Source organism: Nocardia brasiliensis, assembly GCF_011801125.1.
Classification (GTDB): Bacteria; Actinomycetota; Actinomycetes; order Mycobacteriales; family Mycobacteriaceae; genus Nocardia; species Nocardia brasiliensis_C.
Map to the genome: position 1 here is coordinate 268,235 of NZ_CP046171.1, position 19,125 is coordinate 287,359.

20 protein-coding genes and 3 tRNA genes are annotated in these 19,125 nt (G+C 66.0%); 10 read left to right on the forward strand and 13 right to left on the reverse strand.

Annotated features, from left to right (window positions below; genetic code table 11):
- Window positions 1–67 precede the first annotated feature (67 nt).
- Window positions 68–1,057 (reverse strand): NAD(P)H-quinone oxidoreductase, encoded by a 990-nt coding sequence (locus F5X71_RS01245; protein ID WP_167460278.1) that lies wholly within the window; start codon window positions 1,055–1,057, stop codon window positions 68–70.
- 186 nt (window positions 1,058–1,243) lie between these two features.
- Here F5X71_RS01245 and F5X71_RS01250 point away from each other — a divergent pair, with 186 nt between their 5' ends.
- Together F5X71_RS01250 and F5X71_RS01255 are read left to right on the forward strand one after the other, a co-directional pair.
- On the forward strand, window positions 1,244–1,744 hold the full coding sequence (locus tag F5X71_RS01250) for a MarR family winged helix-turn-helix transcriptional regulator (RefSeq protein ID WP_167460279.1): 501 nt from the start codon (window positions 1,244–1,246) through the stop codon (window positions 1,742–1,744).
- A 24-nt stretch (window positions 1,745–1,768) separates the two neighbouring features.
- Window positions 1,769–1,853, forward strand: a tRNA-Ser gene (locus tag F5X71_RS01255).
- 89 nt (window positions 1,854–1,942) lie between these two features.
- On the opposite strand, the gene F5X71_RS01260 is transcribed toward F5X71_RS01255, so the two are convergent.
- Window positions 1,943–3,016, reverse strand: a complete 1,074-nt coding sequence (locus F5X71_RS01260) for a nitric oxide synthase oxygenase (protein WP_167466110.1) — start codon at window positions 3,014–3,016, stop codon at window positions 1,943–1,945.
- Window positions 3,017–3,651: 635 nt separating this feature from the next.
- Between F5X71_RS01260 and F5X71_RS01265 the strand changes: the two genes are divergently transcribed.
- Entirely contained in the window at window positions 3,652–4,722 is a 1,071-nt protein-coding gene (locus tag F5X71_RS01265; RefSeq protein ID WP_167460280.1) for an alpha/beta hydrolase, read from the forward strand.
- A 7-nt stretch (window positions 4,723–4,729) separates the two neighbouring features.
- On the opposite strand, the gene hisC is transcribed toward F5X71_RS01265, so the two are convergent.
- Window positions 4,730–5,809, reverse strand: a complete 1,080-nt coding sequence (hisC, locus tag F5X71_RS01270; RefSeq protein WP_167460281.1) for a histidinol-phosphate transaminase — start codon at window positions 5,807–5,809, stop codon at window positions 4,730–4,732.
- Between the two features lie 141 nt (window positions 5,810–5,950).
- On the opposite strand from hisC, the gene F5X71_RS01275 reads away from it, so the two are divergent.
- The 3 genes from F5X71_RS01275 to F5X71_RS01285 all read left to right on the forward strand — a co-directional run bounded on the left by F5X71_RS01275 (window position 5,951) and on the right by F5X71_RS01285 (window position 6,965).
- Window positions 5,951–6,676, forward strand: a complete 726-nt coding sequence (locus tag F5X71_RS01275; protein ID WP_167460282.1) for a dienelactone hydrolase family protein — start codon at window positions 5,951–5,953, stop codon at window positions 6,674–6,676.
- A 91-nt stretch (window positions 6,677–6,767) separates the two neighbouring features.
- Window positions 6,768–6,857: transfer RNA gene (locus tag F5X71_RS01280), tRNA-Ser, on the forward strand.
- 35 nt (window positions 6,858–6,892) lie between these two features.
- Window positions 6,893–6,965 (forward strand) — tRNA-Arg (locus tag F5X71_RS01285).
- Window positions 6,966–7,869: 904 nt separating this feature from the next.
- On the opposite strand, the gene F5X71_RS01290 is transcribed toward F5X71_RS01285, so the two are convergent.
- The 6 genes from F5X71_RS01290 to F5X71_RS01315 all read right to left on the reverse strand — a co-directional run bounded on the left by F5X71_RS01290 (window position 7,870) and on the right by F5X71_RS01315 (window position 12,411).
- Window positions 7,870–8,757, reverse strand: coding sequence for a hypothetical protein (locus F5X71_RS01290; RefSeq protein ID WP_167460283.1), 888 nt, complete (start codon window positions 8,755–8,757; stop codon window positions 7,870–7,872).
- A gap of 27 nt (window positions 8,758–8,784) precedes the next feature.
- Window positions 8,785–10,701 (reverse strand): hypothetical protein, encoded by a 1,917-nt coding sequence (locus F5X71_RS01295; RefSeq protein WP_167460284.1) that lies wholly within the window; start codon window positions 10,699–10,701, stop codon window positions 8,785–8,787.
- Window positions 10,698–10,994 (reverse strand): hypothetical protein, encoded by a 297-nt coding sequence (locus F5X71_RS01300; RefSeq protein WP_167460285.1) that lies wholly within the window; start codon window positions 10,992–10,994, stop codon window positions 10,698–10,700. The genes F5X71_RS01295 and F5X71_RS01300 overlap by 4 nt, the downstream gene beginning before the upstream one ends.
- A 261-nt stretch (window positions 10,995–11,255) precedes the next feature.
- Window positions 11,256–11,513, reverse strand: coding sequence for a DUF4235 domain-containing protein (locus tag F5X71_RS01305; protein WP_174816999.1), 258 nt, complete (start codon window positions 11,511–11,513; stop codon window positions 11,256–11,258).
- Window positions 11,510–12,001, reverse strand: coding sequence for a DUF3618 domain-containing protein (locus tag F5X71_RS01310; RefSeq protein ID WP_167460286.1), 492 nt, complete (start codon window positions 11,999–12,001; stop codon window positions 11,510–11,512). Before F5X71_RS01310 ends, F5X71_RS01305 begins: the two co-directional genes overlap by 4 nt.
- On the reverse strand, window positions 12,001–12,411 hold the full coding sequence (locus F5X71_RS01315; RefSeq protein WP_167460287.1) for a phage holin family protein: 411 nt from the start codon (window positions 12,409–12,411) through the stop codon (window positions 12,001–12,003). Before F5X71_RS01315 ends, F5X71_RS01310 begins: the two co-directional genes overlap by 1 nt.
- Window positions 12,412–12,553: 142 nt before the next feature.
- On the opposite strand from F5X71_RS01315, the gene F5X71_RS01320 reads away from it, so the two are divergent.
- The 3 genes from F5X71_RS01320 to F5X71_RS01330 all read left to right on the forward strand — a co-directional run bounded on the left by F5X71_RS01320 (window position 12,554) and on the right by F5X71_RS01330 (window position 14,380).
- Window positions 12,554–12,871 (forward strand): DoxX family protein, encoded by a 318-nt coding sequence (locus tag F5X71_RS01320; RefSeq protein ID WP_238815671.1) that lies wholly within the window; start codon window positions 12,554–12,556, stop codon window positions 12,869–12,871.
- 97 nt (window positions 12,872–12,968) lie between these two features.
- Window positions 12,969–13,343: a hypothetical protein gene (locus F5X71_RS01325; protein ID WP_167460289.1), complete on the forward strand. Its 375-nt coding sequence runs from the start codon at window positions 12,969–12,971 to the stop codon at window positions 13,341–13,343.
- 83 nt (window positions 13,344–13,426) lie between these two features.
- On the forward strand, window positions 13,427–14,380 hold the full coding sequence (locus tag F5X71_RS01330; RefSeq protein WP_167460290.1) for a Gfo/Idh/MocA family protein: 954 nt from the start codon (window positions 13,427–13,429) through the stop codon (window positions 14,378–14,380).
- 87 nt (window positions 14,381–14,467) lie between these two features.
- Here the strand turns inward: F5X71_RS01330 and F5X71_RS01335 are convergent, their stop codons facing one another.
- Both F5X71_RS01335 and F5X71_RS01340 read right to left on the reverse strand, forming a co-directional pair.
- Window positions 14,468–15,199, reverse strand: a complete 732-nt coding sequence (locus tag F5X71_RS01335) for a maleylpyruvate isomerase family mycothiol-dependent enzyme (RefSeq protein WP_167460291.1) — start codon at window positions 15,197–15,199, stop codon at window positions 14,468–14,470.
- A 192-nt stretch (window positions 15,200–15,391) separates the two neighbouring features.
- Window positions 15,392–15,784, reverse strand: a complete 393-nt coding sequence (locus F5X71_RS01340) for a RidA family protein (RefSeq protein WP_167460292.1) — start codon at window positions 15,782–15,784, stop codon at window positions 15,392–15,394.
- A gap of 186 nt (window positions 15,785–15,970) precedes the next feature.
- Between F5X71_RS01340 and F5X71_RS01345 the strand changes: the two genes are divergently transcribed.
- Window positions 15,971–17,488 (forward strand): esterase-like activity of phytase family protein, encoded by a 1,518-nt coding sequence (locus F5X71_RS01345; protein ID WP_203218251.1) that lies wholly within the window; start codon window positions 15,971–15,973, stop codon window positions 17,486–17,488.
- A 48-nt stretch (window positions 17,489–17,536) separates the two neighbouring features.
- Here F5X71_RS01345 and F5X71_RS01350 read toward each other — a convergent pair whose 3' ends face one another.
- Window positions 17,537–18,241 carry a DUF998 domain-containing protein gene (locus F5X71_RS01350; protein ID WP_167460293.1) on the reverse strand — a complete coding sequence of 235 codons (705 nt, stop codon included), beginning with the start codon at window positions 18,239–18,241 and terminating at the stop codon, window positions 17,537–17,539.
- 279 nt (window positions 18,242–18,520) lie between these two features.
- A complete protein-coding gene (locus tag F5X71_RS01355) occupies window positions 18,521–18,943 on the reverse strand; it encodes a very short patch repair endonuclease (protein ID WP_167460294.1) in 423 nt (140 codons plus the stop codon).
- Window positions 18,944–19,125 lie beyond the last annotated feature (182 nt).

A 19,125-nucleotide genomic window follows, 5' to 3' on the forward strand; every position in this document is an offset into this window, starting at 1 on the left:
AATCGCCTGCCGCGCAGTTGATCTACCGACGAATTCGGGCGCGGCAGGCGGGTCTACGCGCCGGGAGTCATGGCTCGCGGATCCGCAAGATCACCTTGCCGAAGGCGTCGCCGGCTTCCAGCAGCCGGTGGGCCTCGCCCGCATCGGCGACCGGCAATTCGGCGTCGATGACGGGGACTACGCTGCCGTCGGCGACCAGCGGCCACAGCTCACGTCGTACCTCGGCGATGATCGCGGCCTTGCTGCCGACCCCGGTGGCAGGCCGATTGCGCAGGTTGGTCGCGTGTACGCTGCCCCATTTCCGCAGCAGCGCACCGAGATTCAGCTCGCCGGTCGCGCCGCCCTGCATCCCGATCACCACCAGGTGACCGAAGTTCGCCAGCGCCTCGACGTTGCGGGACAGGTAGGCCGCGCCCATCAGATCCAGGATGACGTCGGCCCCCGCGCCCTCGGCGCGCACCGCGGCGACGAAATCGTCGTCCCGATAGTTGATCAGCAGCTGCGCGCCGAGTTCCTGGCAGCGCCGCAGCTTCTCGGCCGAGCCCGCGGTCACCGCGACGCGCGCGCCGAGCGCACGGCCCACCTGGATCGCGTGGGTGCCGATGCCGCTGCCGCCGCCGTGGATCAGCAGCAGTTGGCCTGCCTGCAAGCCCGCCGTCAGCACCAGGTTCGACCACACCGTCGCCGCCACCTCGGGCAGTCCCGCTGCTGCGCTGAGATCCAATTCCGCTGGAACCGGCAACAATTGCGCCGCGGGCGCGACCACCCGCTCGGCATAGCCGCCGCCGGACAGCAGCGCGCACACCCGGTCGCCGACCTGCCAGTCCCGCACACCCGCACCGAGTTCGGCGATGACGCCGGAACATTCGAGCCCGAGCACCGTGCTGGCTCCCGGCGGCGGCGGATAGTGCCCTTGCCGCTGCAATAGATCGGCCCGGTTCACCCCGGCCGCCGTCACCTCGATCAGCACCTCGCCGGGCCCGGGTACCGGATCCGGCGCGGCGGCCCACCGCAGCACCTCGGGGCCGCCGAAACCGTTGAGTTCGATCGCATGCACGAGGTCCATACTGCCCTTCGGGTCCGTGGCGCGGGCGGCGAACCCGATCGCCGCACCGCAAACCTCGCGCTTCGATTGTGGGATAGCACAAAATCTTGCTGTGGCGAACGGCCTGCGGACCCACTCCGTCGGTTGTCGGCCACAGCTTTCCCGCACCGCGGATATCCCCAGTTCGCCCGGCTTAGAATGGGCACCGTGCACCCCGAACCGAGCAGTTCCGTTGCGGCCGAACCGAGGTGGCTCACCCCGGCGCAGCAGCGGGCCTGGCGGGCGTATATGGACGGACATCAGCGCCTGATGACCGCGCTGAACCGGCAACTGCAACGGGACAGCGACCTGAGCGTCGCCGAATACCGCATCCTCGTCCTGCTGTCCGAGGCGCCGGGCCGATCCTTGCGCATGAGCGAGCTGGCCGACGGCGTGCTCTCCTCCCGCAGCCGCCTCACCCACCAGATCCGGCGGTTGGAGGCCGAGCGGATGGTGCGGCGCAACACCTGCCTCGAAGACGGCCGCGGCGTCCTCGCCGAACTGACCGACGAGGGCATGCGCCGCCTCGAAGCCGCCGCCCCCGGCCACGTCGACGCCGTCCGCCGCGACTTCGTCGACCTGCTCACCCCGCACCAGCTCGAGGTCATCGCCGAGGTCTTCGCCCGCGTCGATCAGGAAATCGGAACGCGCCCCCTCTGACCCGTCCGCTACGATCATGGTCCTGGAGACGTGGCAGAGCGGCCGAATGCACTCGCCTTGAAAGCGAGCGTCGCGAGAGCGACCGGGGGTTCAAATCCCTCCGTCTCCGCAACAGACGCCCAGGTCACAACGTTGGCCTGCGGCGTCTTCGAGCCGAGCGCACACCGGCCGGTGTGTCACAACGGACGGCGCACGTTCCTAGCCTTCTCCCGCGCCGCCGAAGTCGCGGCGGACGAAATTGGGCCGGATATCGAGGTCGGGCGGGTCGTAGTAGCGGTGGAAGGTTGGGGTCAGGCCCGCGGAAAGAGGCGGGTTGATCCAGCTCCAGTCGGTGGGGCAGGCGCGGCCCGCGGCTTCTTCCCGTTTGACGTGATCGCAGAACTGTTTTGCCACGGTGTGGTGGTCGACCATGTACACCCCGGCTTTGCGAAAGCTGTACAGGACAGCACGATTCAGCTCGACCAGAGCCAGATCCCGCCACAGGTTGCGCTCGGATCTGGTGTCCAGGCACATCATTTCGGCGATGAGCGGCAGCATGTTGTATCGGGTGGTGTCGCTGAGGTTGCGCGCGCCGATCTCGGCGCCCAGGTACCAGCCGTTGAACGGCGCGAACGGGTAGGTGACGCCGCCGACCTCCAGGTTCATGTTGGACACGGCGGGCAGCGCGTGCCAGCGCAGGCCGAGACCGGCGAACCAGTCGAACTCCGGGTGCTCCAGCTCGACCTCACGCGCCAGTTCGGGCGGGACCTCGAACCAGCGGATCGGCTCGTCCGGTGTGCTGATCAGCAGCGGCAGAATGTCGAAAGGTGTTCTCGCGCCACGCCATCCAAGCTTCATCGCGAATTCGGTCAGCGCGATGTTGGCCGGATCGCCGGTGACCGTGCCGTCACCGTTGCGATAGCCCGCGTAGCGGATGAGCTGCGGACTGACGATGCGGAACTCGCGTCCGTCGGGCTGACGCGGCGGGCCGACGGTGATCATCGATTGAATGGCGCCGCCGTTGGTGGCGAGGCGCAGGTGTTCCCAGCAGACCTCGGCCAGGTCGCGCGCGGAGCGCACCTGGCGCGCGTCGAGTAATTTCAGTGAGCGCCAATGCTTTCGGCCGACACAGCGGGCGTGGTTGCGCCAGGCGAGCTTGGCTCCGATCAGGATTTCCTCGGCGGTCTGCAGGTAGCAGCCGGTCCGTTCGAGATGCTCCAGCACTGTGCTGCGCCGCTGTGCCGGGAGATGGGCCAGCTCGGGCAGGCGGAAGAATTCGTCGCACTCGCGCAGTCGGCGCTGTAGATCGTCTCTGAAAGACGATGTGTCCGTGTTTGTTTCGAGCGGTGATGCGGGCAAAGCAGGGTTCACGGTGTTCTCCGGTCGGGCATAGGTACTGCGGTGAAACAGACAAGTTCGAGCAGGAGAATCGCGCGGATGCGCGGCCGATACCGCCCTACTCCGGTGGCCCGCGCAGGCGGGGTGACACGCTGATGCCGTGAAATAGCTTCAGCCGTGCAACGGCGCTCATATTCGTCCTCATTCATGCCCGGATAAGGCCCGGACAGTAGCGTACGGCCCGTGTGCTGGCGGTGTGCCCGGATTTGCTGGATTTGCTGCGTCGGCCCAAGTCGGCGGCGCGTCGACGGTGTCGAGTGCCGTTGACATGGCCCGGCTTTCGCCGCCACGGCGGCTCGAAGGTCGTCCATGGCCGGCACGAACACGCGGGTGATCTGGACTACGGCACCGGCTGTGGACAGACGCGGAACCGAGCGGCGACTACGCCTGTGTACGGCTTCGCTATCGACATAACTACTGGCAGCGCTGCTAAGTCTGCTGCCTGTGGATGAACGTGGCTCTGGTCACAAATCATGGCCACCCGCTATGGCTGCGCCGGCAAACCGGGCGTTTCTGGCAGGATGGGTCGCATGCTGTCTCAGCGTGGGGTGCGGCGCTGGGTGTCCAGCGTCTTGGTCAGCGTGGCGCTGGTCTCCGGTGCCGCGGCGTTCGGCGCTCCTCAGGTGTCGGCGGAACCCGTGGACCCCCAGAAGCCCGGCACCGGTTCATCCGATGGTCCGGCTCCGGCCCCGGCCACGACGGAGCGACCCGCACGGCCGGGCATCGACCGGATCGAGCCGATCACCGATCGGTGGCTGCGCGTGTTCGTCGCCTCGCCCGCCATGAGCCGCACCGTAGAGGTGCAAGTGCTGCTCCCGCGGGATACGTCCAAGCCGCGGCCCACCATCTACATGCTCGATGGCCGCGAGGCGAACCCGACCACCAACAACTGGACCCAGAAGGGCCACGCCGACGAGTTCTTCGAGGACAAGGACGTCAATGTCGTGCTCACCGTCGGCGGGCCTGCCAGCTTCTACACCGATTGGCAGCAACCGGACCCGGTGCTCGGCACCAACAGGTGGGAGACGTTCCTGACCAAGGAGCTGCCGCCGCTGCTCGACGCGAGATTCAAGGGCAACGGCCGCAACGCCGTGATGGGTGTTTCGATGGGCGCCGAGGCCGCGATGATGCTGGCGTTCCGGCAGCCGCGGCTCTACACGGCGGTCGCGGCGCACAGCGGCTGTTTCTCGATGGGCACCGACGTCGGGCAGGCGCAAGCCAGAGCGGTCGTCGCGACCTATAACGGCGAGCCGGACAACATGTTCGGCGCGCAGGACGATCCGGCCTGGCTCGACCACGACGTCACGTTGCACGCGGAAGCGTTGCGCGGCAAGACGATCTACATGTCGGTGGGTAGCGGCCTACCCGGCATTCATGATGTGCCGGGTGAGCCGGACGTCGATCTGCCCAGTGCGATCACCTTCGGCGGACCGCTGGAGGCGGCGACCAACGTCTGCACCCGCCGCCTCACCGATCGGCTGCGCACCCTTGGCATCCCGGTGACCGCGCATTTCCGGCCGACCGGCACCCACGCGTGGCCCTACTGGGCCGACGAGTTGGCGCGGTCGTGGCCGGTCATCTCGGAAGCGCTCGGGGTTTAGGTCCGATCTAATCCAGGAAGCGCGCGACCACCGCCGGGTCGGTGGCGAAGCTCAGGAACAGGTCGTTCTCGTGCGGATCGCCGGTGGTGACCCGCACGCCGTCGGCGCCGTAAGGACGGACCAGCACCCCCGCCTCCGCGCTCGCCTCGCCGTACTCGGCGCTGCGCGCGCCGAGCGGCAGCCAGACGAAGTTGGTCTCGCTCGGTGGCACCTGATAGCCGGCGGCGAGCAGCGCCTCCCGCATCCGATTCCGCTCGAGCACCAAAGCGTCGGTGCGGTCCAGCAATTCGTGACGCGCCTCCAGCGAGGCGATCGCGGCCGCCTGCGCGACCCGGTTCACGCTGAACGGGATGTGCACCTTGTTCAGCGCGGTGATCACCGCGGGATCGCCCACCGCGTAGCCCGCGCGTAGCCCGGCCAGGCCGTAGGCCTTCGAGAAGGTGCGCAGCACAAGGACATTCGGCCGGGTGCGGCCCAGCTCGATGCCGTTCGGGTAGTCCTGCGGCGCGAGCCGCATGTACTCGAAGTACGCCTCGTCGAGCACGACCAGGATGTGGGCGGGCACCGAATCGAGGAAGCGGGTCAGTGCGGCCTTGCCGACCGCGGTGCCGGTCGGGTTGTTCGGGTTGCAGACGAAGATCAGCTTGGTGCGCTCGGTGATCGCCGCGAGCAACGCGTCCAGATCGTGCACCAGGTCCGGGGTGAGCGGCACCTGCACGGCGGTCGCGTTACCCACCTTGGTGACGATCGGGTACGCCTCGAACGAGCGCCAGGCGAACAGCACCTCGTCGGTCGGTGTGTCACAGGTGATCTGCACCAGTTCCTGGCACAGCGCCACGCTGCCGCAGCCGACCGCGATGTTGGCCTGCTCGACACCGAGGAACTCGGCCAGCGCGGCCCGCAATTCGACGGCCTGATTGTCGGGGTACCTGTTGGCCAGCTCGGCCGCCTCCGCGATGGCCTTGGTCGCCGAAGGCAGCGGGCCGAACGTGGTTTCGTTGCTGGCGAGCTTGACCGCGCCGGGATGGCTGCGGCCTGGAACGTACGCCGGAATCGCCTCGAGGTCCGGCCGGGTTGACGCTGTCACCCCCCAACCATATGTCGCAAAGTCATGGGATCTTCTGGGTATCGCACACAAAGCCGGGCTTGCGTACCGAAAAATATCTGGCCGATGGGCTCTCAACAGCAATTTCTACCGAAGATCACGAAGTCGCCCTACCCTGGATTCATGTCGGGCACTTACAACGACCTCGCCCCCCTACGCGGTGACGACCTGACACCCGAGCGCCGAGCCGGGTCCGCACAGGCGTCCACCGACACACAGGTGCCCATCATCGTGGTGGAGCCCGAGGGTAACGCGCGCGGCGGCATCGTGATGCTGCACGAGTCTCGTGAGTTCACCGGTGCGCTGCTCGCGCTGATGAGCGCCCTGGCCTCAGAGGGCTGGACTGTGGTCGCGCCCAACCTCTTTCACCGAAGCGGGCACGAACCGGTGCAGGAGGTGTTCGGCGACGAACTCTTCGACGACTTCGACGCCTGCTTCGACTGGCTGACCCGTCGTGGTGTCTTCCCCGACACTATCGGCGTGCTCGGCTTCGACACCGCGGGCACCGCCGCGTTCCTGGTCGCCACCAACCGCCCGGTCGGCGCCGCCGTCAGCGTCGCGGCGCCGGGCATCGTCGAGCCGCTCACCGAACAGGCCGACGCCCTCGTCCGAGTGGCCCCGCGCCTGCAGGCCCCGTGGCTCGGCCTCTTCGGTGCCGACGATCCCGCCACCCCGCCGGCCGAGGTGGAACGACTCCGTGACGCGACCGGCCGGGCCGCCGTCGCCAGCCTGGTCGTCAGCTATCCGGGACTGCGGCACCGCGCCGACCATCCCGACCTCGACGACGACAACACCCTCATCGACTCACAGACCCGCATTTTCGACTGGTTCGACAGCAACTTACGCTGATAACCAGCCGTTTTGCGATCTGGACAGCGGCTGCTGTAACCTTCATGCTCGGCGGTTCGAAAGGACCGGTGCCCTCGAAGAGAAGGCTCCAGGAGGCGTGCCAGAGCGGCCGAATGGGACTCACTGCTAATGAGTTGTCCCTTCACGGGGACCGGAGGTTCAAATCCTCTCGCCTCCGCCACACCCGGGAAACCGGGTACACAACTGAATAACCATGCGGCTGTAGCTCAACGGATAGAGCATCTGACTACGGATCAGAAGGTTAGGGGTTCGAATCCCTTCAGCCGCACATACGAGCAGCGGACACGCTGCAAGCGCAAACCGCGAACAGGAATCTTGTTCGCGGTTTGTTCGTGTTGTGGGCTCGATCGCCGTGTACGCCGGCCAGCTTCCAGGGCCTCGGAGTAGTTCGGTCCTCTCCTCAGGGGCGTTGCGGTAGAACCGCTCAGCGATCATCTTGGGATTGTGGCGTAGTTGCTCCGAGACAGCCGCCGAGTCTTGGCGCGCTTGATTTAGGTGTCGATCGTCATGTGGAAATTCTCCGGATCCATCCGTGCGAAATCCTCGCCCAAGCAGTACCACGAAGCTGGTGACCACGATGCTCCACTGCCGTCCTTTGGTCTTCGGCGTGGCCCATGCGACGTCTGTTCCGTGCGCCTGCCGCCACGTGCGTCGGAGTGATGTGGGCAGGATGTTGCCGTCGCGGTCCGGGTTTCGGCTGCAGGAGGGACGATCACGGCGAAGCGGGACACCGTGAGACTGTGGGTGTCTGGCTTTCGGTCCTGGCCAACTCCTGACGGTCTAGTCTCCTTGTATTCGATAGCTGCCTGAGATGGTCACCAGACGGATCATGGCGGCAAGGTCGAGGCTCGGCCACCGCTTGGTTGCGATCACTTCGGGGCGGGCACCGGTACCAACACGATCTCCGTGGTGTCGAGGAGGGTGACCCGGCGCCGCTTGGCGGCCGCTGAAGCAGGTGATGGCAGCAGTCGATCTTCTGGCCCGACAACCCATTCCATCTGTGCCGAGCAGTGTTTAGCGGCTTCCATCGGTGCGACAACAGCACTACATACCTGTGGTGCCTATGGACCGGGCTTCGCGTAGCCCATGACCGCGTCGAATTCGCTGCAATGCCAGGCGGAATCATTGACCGCGCGGTCATCTCCAAGTAGTGCGCTTACGTGCTCCGCCGATTAGCCCAGCAGGTCGCCCCTTTGCATGCGGTCGACTACGGCATCGGTGCCGAGCTCGTGCCGGGCGTCCGGATGCTGCCAGTAGAAGCGGACCAGGTGCAGAAACAACGCAGGGTCCATTCCGAGAACCCATACCGGCACATCCAAAGACCTCTCCAGCAATCCGCGTTGTAAGCGGTCGAATATACTCGTAGTGGCGACGTCGATCTGCACGCCTGAGATAGGGGTCAAGCGCACAACATGAGTATTGTTCACCATATTCGCAGACACGCTGCCGATATTGGACCACGAGATAGATTTCTTGGTATGGCCAGAGCGTTGTAAAACCCCGTGATCTGTAACCGCGACGAAACTTCGGCGATTGCGTGCAGAATGCAAATAGTAACCCAGAAAAGCGGCCATAGTTAAGGCGATGAGAACGATCGATATTCCACCGATGGCAAGTCCTGACCTTGCTGTGCTAAAGTCTCGGTCCGTCAGTTGCGCAAAGAAGGCTAGACCTCGGATGGCGAGAAAAGCCGATCCAGCGGCGAGCCACAGGTACAGCGCATTCTTCCATGAAGACAGGTAGAAGATTTGGAGCCCTGGCTCGTCGTGGACGGATGCCGCGGCATCCATATCGTGCGGCAAGGTTTTGCGTCGAACGCGAAGTATTGGTATCAGGGCAATCATGGATGTCAACCCGACAAGTGTGCCGGCTAGTCCCAGCGATACTCGTAATGAATTATCGTTTTCGGCTGCATCGACGGAAAACGGTATGAAAATTACTGTCAATATAAAAGAAAATACAAATGCGAACACCAGTTTGCCGCGAGGGCGCTCCTTGCCCCACTCGCCAGCCCATGGCAATAATGGGGCAGTCAATTTCTCCGAACGGCGCTGGAACAACAGAAATCTCCTCACTAGTCGGGCGACCTACTTGAATGGTTGCTCAGCGCCCCATGCTCCAGCGGCGCCACCGCCCAGACCTAACGCTGCCGCGCCGATACCGGCGCAGAAAGCCTGTCCGATGGGCGTAAGCGGTGTGCAGATAGCGGCTCCTAGCCAGGCACCTGTTGCGGCTCCTGCCCAGCCTCCAGCGATGCCTCCGGCAGCGTTTGCGATTGCTTCGTCCGCCGGTTTGCCGTGTCTCCAGTCGTCCCAGTTCACGTAGGTATTGACGCCGACCAGTGCCGGCCAACCGGCCAGCTTGGCATCGGCTTTGAAGACGTTGGCTAGGGTGTATTCGCCTTTCGCTATTGTGGCGGAGTCCATGGCATCAACGAATGCTCTTCCTGCGCCGGGTGTTCCTGAATCGAGCATCTGGAGTGCCCGAATCTGGTTTACGGTTGAGTCTCCCGCTGTCTTGGCCGCCTGCTGGGCCATCGGTTCGCCCATGCGCGACGCCCACTCGCTGGTCGCGGTGGCTCCTGTGCCTATCTGAGTGGCGATGGGATGCTGCTGGAAAGTTCCCTGAGTGGAATCGGCGAGACTGTTCCATTGGGTTCCCGACCAGGACTTGACGTTATCCCAGATTGTTTGCTTAGGTGCGCCGGGGGGTGCTTGGCTCGGGTCGTATTCGAGTACCGAGCCGTCTTGGAATTTGGTGACCACTCGTCCATCGGCAAGTTGTGTCGTTTGGGCTGTTCGACCGTCCGGATATGTGGTGTTTATGGTGCCATCCGTGCCCATCTCCGATCGCATCCCAGCAGAATTAGACGTCCCCGCAAGATGGGGCTGACCATCCGGACCCGGCACGTACTGCTCAAAGGATCGGAACCCGTCCGGTCGCTGCCATTGACGGTCGATGACACCGTTCTGGCCGTACATGTCGGTGGTTGTGCCGCCGTTCTGCGAGTAGGAATCCGCTATCTTCGCGCCACGTGATCCATCCGCGTTGACCGCGTAGGTGGCGGTCCTGCCATTTCCCTCCGGAACTTTCTGGAACTGCTGTTGCTTACCATCAGCCCCCGTGACCGTGGTGTCGATGATCCCGGAACCATCCGGCCGTGTCTTGGTCACGGTCGTCGTCGGCGGGCCGTCCCCGGTAGTCGAGGTCGTGACGGTCGAACCGTCCGGCCCTTGCACCGACTGAGCGACGGTGGTCGTGCCGTCCGGATTGGGAGTGATCGTGGTGACCTTCCCGTCCGGGGTCGTGGTTGTCGATGGAATCCCGTTTTCGATGAGAAGTGCGGTCGTGAGCGGGTTTCCGTTCCCGTCGAGACTGGTTGGTGCCATTGTGCCGGCCGTTCCCGGCGCGAGCCCAAGGGTCCGGAGCGCCTTCGAGGGTGCCTCCTGAGTCACGAGCGTGTTCAGCTCGGACGCCGCTGCTGCGAGCTTCGCCTGCACGCCATTGGCTACGCCCTTTGCGTGCTGTAATGCTTCCAGCATTTCGAGGGTATAGCGCCCTGCTTCAGCCATGACCGCGAAACCAGCGGATATGACCTCGGAACGGTCACCACCAGCCGCATGGATTTGCTTGACCTTCTCGTTGGCGGTGACGATGCCACGATCATCGACTTCGAAACCCGAATCAACGATGTTGGTTCGCTTGGTCAGAACAAAGGTCTTCGCGTCCTGGAGTTCGGTCTGGCCGAAGGTGAGTACTCCCTTGATGCTGTCGATCTTGCCCGCGATGTGGCTTCCCGCGGTCTTCTCGTTCACTACCCGTCTAGCGGCGGCATCGGCTCCGGCACCGTTCCATGACTCGGCGAGGTCGTCTTGCTCGATCAGCATCGACTGCATCAGGCCGTCCAGCTTGGTGACCAGCCTGCCCAACGATGCCGCGTCGAGGCCCAGATCCTCGGGCTTCCATCCGTTGACCTCGGAGATACGGAGGCCAGGACCGGTCACTGCAAGCCGCCCATCGCTTGCAATCGCGCCGCGAAGTCGACATCGGTGATCTCGTACCTCTTGCCGCTGCCGTGCGCGATCTCCGACATCTCGGCAGGCCGTGTCGCAAAGCTGCTCAGTGCGCCTTTGATGGAGTCTCGCGTGTCGGTGAGTGCGATGCTCAACTCGGTCCCGGGGAACGATGCGGCGTATCCGACGGTGACGTCATCGGCCATTTGCTTGATGTCCCCCGACAACCCATCCAGCCACTTCGACCACGCTCGTAGCGCGTCCGGATCAACCTTGAACGTCACGATAATCCCCCTCGTTTACACCGTCGCCCGGTGCGCACGGGCGCTTGCAAGCTGCACCGATGCTACACATCGGCGACACCGAACGGGCCTCCTGGCCGGTTTGGATCGCTGAGAGCGCGATAGATGGCAGTCCACGGTGAGGGTTGTGGGCATTGGGGTTGTAGCGGACTCTGGTGACCGCCTTGTGCGCGGATACGCAGATGGAGTCCTGCATCGTGACCCGATGCGTGGCGACCGTGAGGTGCCGGGCTTTCCCGGGATCTACTCGGGCCAGGTGCCGGTGAGGGATTGGTAGCCGGTGGCTCCTGCTCGGTCTATCGCGGCCTTGACGAGACCGAAGATGGCGCCCTGGAGGGCGGCGGCGAGCAGGACCTCGCGCCAGGTGTGGTTGCGGGCGGTGGCGGTGGGGGCGTGGGAGTCGCCGCTGACGGTGCGCCAGATGCGGCTGAAGGCGGCGTTCGCCGCGAGGCCGCCGATGATGCTCACCACCATGCCGAGGGGCTTGTAGAGGGTCTTCACGCGTGCCGCCTTCGAACGATCCACCACACCAGCAGGGCGGCGAACGCCGCCGCGGCGGCGACCGGGACGGGTTGCCTGCGGGCGAGATCGGCCGCTTGCCTGCCGCCGGACAGCACGGCGTCGGGGGTCGCGGATTCGGCCTTGTCGGCCAGCCTGCGGGCCTCGTTTCCGGCCTGCGCCGCGGCGATGCCCGCGACCTCTTTCGCCTCCGCGGCCTTGCGATCGACGAGTTCCGCTGTCTGCGCGGTCTTTTCGGCGGCGGCGGACTTCGCGTTACCTGCTACCGAGGCTGCCTTGGCGCGGGCGGTTTCGGCGGTGTCGTGCAGCTTGTCCTTGGTCCGCGCTTTGACGTCGAGCTTGTCGGTCAGCTCCGAAACCGTCTCGCCCAGTTGCTCTCTGGCCTCGTCGCGGTCACGGCGCAACGCTTCCTCGTCGATCGGGCCCGACACGATGGGGTCGGCTTCGGTGTGCGGTTTCGAGTCGCTCATCAGTGGCTCCCGTGCTTGATGGTTTCGATGTCACGTTTGACGCCCGCGGCGGCTTCCTGGGGTACCGGCGGCACGGCACGCTGGACGTCGTTCTTGCCGAGGACGGCGAATAGCGCGGCGGCGATCAGCAACACCGCGCCGACAATCAGCGCCGCGGCCCATCCCGGTAACGGAATCGCCAGCGCGAAGACGGCCGCCGCGACCAGGGCCGCGCCGCCGTACAGGCCGAGCAGCGCGCCCACCCCCGCAAGCCCGGCGCCACGCCCGATCAGCTTGCCTTTCCGCTGCACCTCGAGCCGGGCCAGCTGCATCTCGTCTCGCACCAGCCTGCTCACCTGTTCGGTGGCGTCGTTGACCAGCTCTGCCACGGACCGGGTGTCACCCGGCGATCCGGTATGCGTTTCTGTCATGTGAGACCTCCCAGTCGACGGCCGGGTACCCGGCCGTCGCGATGTCACACCCGGCTCGTGTGCGGCGTCTATCCGGTGTCCGACTCAGAACACCGTCGAGGAGCACGATCCGATGTTTATCGCATATGTCACCGTCACGATTTTGGCCGCCGCCTGGGTGGGTTTCTCGGCCGCGTCGATATTCTTCCGTGCCGCGTGGGTGGTGGATCCGCTGGTGCAATACGGCGTGCCGCAGAGCTGGTGGACCTGGCTCGGCGTTGCCAAAGCCGCTGGCGCGGTGGGGCTTGTTGCCGGGTTGTTCCTTCCGTTCGTCGGGATCGCCGCTACTATCGGGATCGTGCTCTACTTCGGGGGAGCGGTGATCACCAACATCAAAGCCGGTGCCTACGCGCACATTCCGTTTCCGCTGATGTACATGATCCCCGCGCTGATTGCCGCAGGTTTGGGAGCCGCCGTCTGAACACCTCTTCGCTCATCCAGCAAAGCCTCGCGCTCGGAAGTATCCGAAGGCGGGGCTTAGCTCGGTTGAAGCGATAACCGACGATAAGGAGATTTGCATGGCAGGCAGCTGGGTTCGTCTGGTCAGTGGGTCCACTCTGCTCGCGGCGGTGGTGGCCTCGGCCATCGTCACCGCCGGTCCGGCGGCGGCCGAGCCGCGCGACTGTACCCTCGATCGCTCGTTGACCGGCGCGACGGGCTTCTGTCCTGGCGGCGACGGCTTCTTCACGGTCGAAGCGGACTGCATCGGCATTTCTATCGGCCGCGATCCGGGGATCGGCCCCTACCGGCAGTCGAGCCAGCGGCACGCGTACGCGGGCCCGCACCCGGAAATGGACGCCACACAGACGCATCCGCACGCCGAATGCAATGAGTTCATCACCGGACACTTCGGCATTCTGGTCGACGCGCGACTGTACGAAACCTTCCGCTGATCGCCGGAGCCGCCGCGCTGAACTTTATTTGCACGCGTCGCTCGTGCTTGCCCTGGCCCCGGCATGCCGTCCAGGCTGGCGGGATGGTTAACGATTCCCGTATCCGCCTCGGCGTTATCGGCCTCGGCGTGATGGGCACGGAGATGCTCGAGGTGGCGCGGCGGCATCCGGAATTCGATGTGGTCGTGGCGGCGGATCCCGGCGCGGCCGCGGCGGAGCGGATTCGATCGCGGTACCCCGATCTCTCGGTCGGGTCTGATCCCGTTGCGCTGGTTCAGGACCCGCGGCTGGACGCGGTCTATATCGCGTCACCGCCGAATACCCATGCGGCCTACGCGATCGCGGCGATGAACGCGGGCAAGGCGGTGTTCTCGGAGAAGCCGCTGGCGGCCCGTCTGGCCGACGGCGCGGACATGGTGCGGGTCGCCGCGGAGACCGGCGCGGTGAACGCGCTCAATTACACGCTGTCCGATCGCGCGGCCGCCGTCGCGGTGGCGCGTGCGGTGCACAACGGTGACGCGGGTGAAATCGTCGGCGTGGACATGCGTTTCACGTTCCCGGAATGGCCGCGCGCGTTCCAGAGCGAGGCCAAGTGGGTCGCGGGTCGCGAAGAGGGCGGCCTGGTCCGCGAGGTCGGTTCGCACTACCTGTTCCTGACCGACCGGCTGCTGGGTCCGTTGACGCCGGTGCACACGCGAATCGCCTACGGCGCGGCCGCGGAACGCAGCGCGCACGGACTGTTCACCGCGGGCGATGTTCCGGTCACCATCACCGGGTTGGTTGCCGCCGTTCCGGAAACTTATGAGTGGATCCTGTACGGCACCAAGCGTTCCTATCGGATCTCGGCGTGGTCCCGCGTCGAGGTCAGCACCGGTGACGGCTGGGCGGAGCTCCCGCTCGACGGACCGCACGGCACCGAGCACACACGCTTGACCGCCTTCGCCGCCGCCATCCGGGGCGAGGCCTCGACCCTCGCGGATTTCGCGGCGGGACTGCGTGTTCAGGAAGCGGTGGAGCACTTCCATCGGGCGGGATAGGAATTGGTCGGCTGATCACCAGGTAACGGTGTTGGCATCGGCCGAGAGGCTCCCGCCACCATTACCTGGTGATCGCTTGTCCAGCTGCTACTTCCAGTCCGGGAGGGTGGGCAGCTCACCCGTCAGGTCGCTGCCGTCGGAGCGTCCGAGCAGCCAGGCGGCGAGGGCGGCGGCCGGGCCGGTGATGGTGTGCGCCGGGGTGCCGGTACCCACCAGGCCGACGAAATCGGTGTCTGTGGAACGGATTTCGAACGCGGGCAGGGGCTCGGCGGCCGCGGCGGTGAGCCGGTTCATGTCGACCGTGGCCTGGGCCAGGATGCGCGCGACGAACGCCGCGGGCCAGTCCGCGGGGGAGAACCCGGCATCGAGGTCGACGTGGTGGATCTCCACCTCTTGCAGGCGCATCCAGCGCACCTCGGTGGCCGGGATCGGGCGGCCCTGCCGGGTGCGGACTTCCGCGTGCCAGGTCGCTTCGGTCAGTGAATTCGCCACGGCCGCCCAGCGTTTCGCGGCGGCCTCGTTGTCGGCGAGCTGCGCGTCGAGTGGTCGTGGCGCGCCTGCCTCGATGTCGAAGTCGCGCAGGAACATGCTGGCGTACTGCGGGATCTCCACGCCGGTGTGCGCCCACAGCAGCAGGTTGAGCAGGCTGTCGGCATTGCGGGCGAGATGGGCGAGCACGTGGCCGCGGGTCCAGCCCGGCAGCAGCGAGGGACCGGTCAGGTCGTCCGCGCTCAGCTTGCGGAGGGTGTCGAGGAGACGGTCGGTCGCCTCGGCGAGTACATCTAGTGATACTGGGGATTGCTCAGCGTCGCTGGTCACGGTTGCGAGCCTAGTGCCGCGTTCCGGAACTTCGATACGTTTCTCGACGGCCGGGGATGCCCGTTGGCGTCGTTGCCGATACGGCCTCGGTATCGGCTGCTCCGGCTCGGCGGTGGCTGTCCTGGCCGGACGATAGACCCGTCTGGACGCGGCACCGGTGGCCGCGAGCGCGGCACACCTGCGGGCCGAGGTCTATTCGCTGATGATCGCGTCGGCTTCGATCTCGACCAGCAGTGCGGGCGTGATCAGCGCGCTGATCTCGTACATCGAGGCGGCGGGACGGATATCGCCGAAGACCTCGGCGTGCGCCTTGCCGACCTCGGCCCAGCGGGAAATATCGGTGACGAAGATGCGGGTGCGCACCACGTCGGACAGGCTCGCGCCGGCCTGTTCGAGCGCGGTGGCAATGCGGCGCAGGACCTCTCGCGTCTGCTCGCCGATATCGTCCCCGCCGACCGCGGTGCCGCCGTTGATCGAAGCGGTGGTGCCGCTCACGGCGACGGTATTGCCGACCCGGACGGCGCGGCTGTAACCGACGATGTCTTCGAATTCGGCGCCGGAGCAGATGTTCACACGAGCAGTCATGGCCACAGCATCGCATGCCGGGAACGCCGTGGGCATCGGCATTTTCGCCAGGTTCGCCGAGGGGTAACCGGCACCGAGTTGTCACCCGCTCGTCGTCCGGATTTCGGATCGGCGCGGTAGGCATACCGGGTGAAAGATCGCTTTCGTCCCAGTCTCACCGCCGTTGCCGTCCTGTGTGGCTGCGTATTGGCCACAAGTTGCTCCGCCTCGGATGCCGCGGCGGATTTCACCGCTACCGCCGGGCAGCCGCTGGTGATCTCGCTGGACGACCTGCTCGCCAAGACGGGCGGCAGTGCCGCCGTCGGTCTCGCTGACCCGCGACACGGCACGCTGAGCCGCCGCGTCGACGGCGCCGTCGTCTACACGCCGAACCCCGGCTACACGGGCGACGACGCGTTCGAGGTGACCACCACCGACGCGGTACGCCTGTACACCACCGACATCGCGGCACTCGGCGAGTTCGGTGGAACGACGGTGCAGGGCAGCGGGTTCGGCTCGGCGTGGACTCCGGTGCCGGGCAGCACGGACGAGTTCTACGGACTGACCGATCGCGGTCCGAACGTCGACGGTCCCGCCAAGAACGAAAAGCTCTCGCCGACACCGGCGTTCGTGCCGCAGATCGGACGATTCAAGCTGGTCGGCACGCGCGCGGTACGGCAGTCCGCCATCGAGCTGCGCACCAAGGCGGGCGTGCCGTTCAACGGGCAGGTCGACCTCGCCGCGAGCACCGGCGAGACGATCAAGGATCTCGCCGGAAATGTCTTGCCGCCCACCGATCACGGGCTCGACCCCGAGGGGCTGGTCGCACTGCCGGACGGCACCTTCTGGGTGTCCGATGAGTATGGCCCCTTCCTGGTGCACTTCGACTCGAACGGAACCGAGATCGAGCGCCTCGCGCCGGGCGCCGGTCTGCCCAAAGAACTTTCGCTGCGGACACCGAACCAGGGCATGGAGGGCCTGACGGTCACCCCGGACGGCAGCACCCTCGTGGGTCTCATGCAGAGCGGGCTCAACACTCCAGGCCTGAACGGCTCCGCGAAGGAGGTGCCGCTGACCCGCATCGTGACCGTCGATCTGAAGACGAAGGCGCTGAAGGAATTCGTGGTGCCGCTGGCGGATCCGAAGCGCAGCAAGGTCGCGGACTCGGAGATCACCGCGCTGAGCGCGACCACGTTCCTGGTCGATGAGCGCGACGGCAATCTGGCGCCGAAGGCGGACAAGAAGCTGTGGACGGTCGACATCGCCGCCGCGACCGATGTCGGCCCCGACTCGAAGGTCCCTGGGGCGCAATATGATCCGGAGCGCGGTGGGATACTGGTCGACGGCAAGCCACTGGAGACCCTGGTCGGCCCGGTAAGCGCCGAGCAGGGGATCGCCACGCTGACCAAGGTGGGTATCACCCCGGCCGCCAAGCCGAAGAATCTCGATCTCGGCGCCCTGGTGCGCGAACTCGACGCGGACGGAAAGTTCTTCGGCCACGACAAGATCGAGGGCGTCGCCACCACGGACGGCGGCAAGACGCTCTACATCGCCAACGACAGCGATTTCGGCCTGGCCACGAGCAGCGGCGAGCAGCCGCCCTTCGGCCTGAAGCCCAAGACGCTCGCGAATGGCGTGCAGGACAGCGGCGAGATCCTCTTCGTCGACACCACCAAGCTGCCCGCGCGGACCGCCACCCGCACCGTCAAGCTGACCGTCCGTTAGTTGGGTTCGTCTCGAATTCCATCCGGCGCCTCCGGACTTCGAGACAGACTAGGGGTCGGACTCGGTCCACTCCCGGCCCTCCAAGATCACCGCGGCGGCCAGCGTGACCAACCACAGCGACATCGAGCTGACCTGGATGCGCTGCGCGATGCCCAGCGCGTAGCTGCCGGGCAGGTTGTCGGCAACCAGCATCCACACGGTGGCCGCCGCCCCGAGTACCAGGACGACGAGCCCGAACTCGCGCAGGATCCGCCAGCGGTGATAGCGGAAAGCGGCCAGGCTGAACGCGAACGTCGCGACCGCGATCGAGGTCACCGCGATGGTGCTCGACAGCGCGTGCGGCTGGTGCAGCTGCGGGAACAACTCGCTGCCGCCCCCGCCGCACGAGCTGTCGCCCTTCGCGCAGTCGCGCAACGGCAACAGCACATCGGCAATGGTGGCGGCGCCGAAACAGAACAGCGCGACCCAGCCGACGGTGGTGAGCCTGCGGCGCGGGAACAGCAGCAGGCCGCCGATCGCCGCGGGGATCAGCAGCGCGCCGACGATCTTGTCGGCGGTCGCGAACACCTGCCGGTAGGGCTTGCCCTCGGCGTCCAGCTCGCTGAGGAACGAGTTGACGGGGTCGATATCGAGCTTCAGGAAGAACTCGAGCACCCAGGACGAATAGCAGACCCCGGCGATGACGATGGCCGCCGCGATCACCAGTGACGCCACCCGCGCGCGTCGCTCGGCGATCTCTCGGCTACCAGTCACGAAACCATTCTCCTGCCTACTGTTGGACCCTTGACCACGGTAGGTCGGCGTGTCTCGGCTGTCACACGGCATTGCCAAGCGATACACAGGCTCTTGTCAGGTTCGATGGCCACGCTGGGCAGGGAAGCGTTCCCAAGGAGGTTCCCATGATCGGCTACGCAACCGCCGCCGCCGCGATCGCGGTGATGTCACTGATGGTGGCGTCCAGCTACCTGGCCGCGCACGCGCCACGCAGCCTCGTCCGCGTCCGGCACCGCTAGTCGCGCGCAGCGATCAAGATCAGGAGGAATTGGCGGCGGCATCGCCCGAGAAGCCGACGCCACCAGTTCCCCTTGATCTTGAAACGACGCCCTGGACCCGATCCGCCGCGAGGGCCGCGTCCTCGTGCTCCCAGACGCGGATCACCTGCCAGCCCGCCGCGGTGAGCGCCGCGTCGGTGGCGCGATCGCGGGCCACGTTCCCGGCGAGTTTCGCGGCCCACCATTCGCCGTTGTTGCGCGGGTCGGTGGCGTGTTGCGGGCACCGGTGCCAGAAGCAGCCGTCGACGTAGACCGCGACGCGCAGCCGCGGGAATACCAGATCGGCCCGGCGCCGCTGTCCGCGAATCGGCGCCCGATCGACGAAATACCGCAGCCCGCGTCGATGTAATTCCTTGCGCAGAGCCAACTCCGGCTTGGTCCCGCTGCGTCGCTGCCGCGCCATCCGCGCACTGGTCGCCGCATCCGTCGTCGGCCGCCCCCGCCCATCGCCCGCATGCGGGTGCGCCGACGACTGGGCCTCGTCGTTAGTCGGCTTGTTGCCTGCGTGCGGGTGCTTCGACGATTTCGTCTCGTCGTTAGTCGGCTTGTTGCCTGCGTGCGGGTGCTTCGACGATTTCGTCTCGT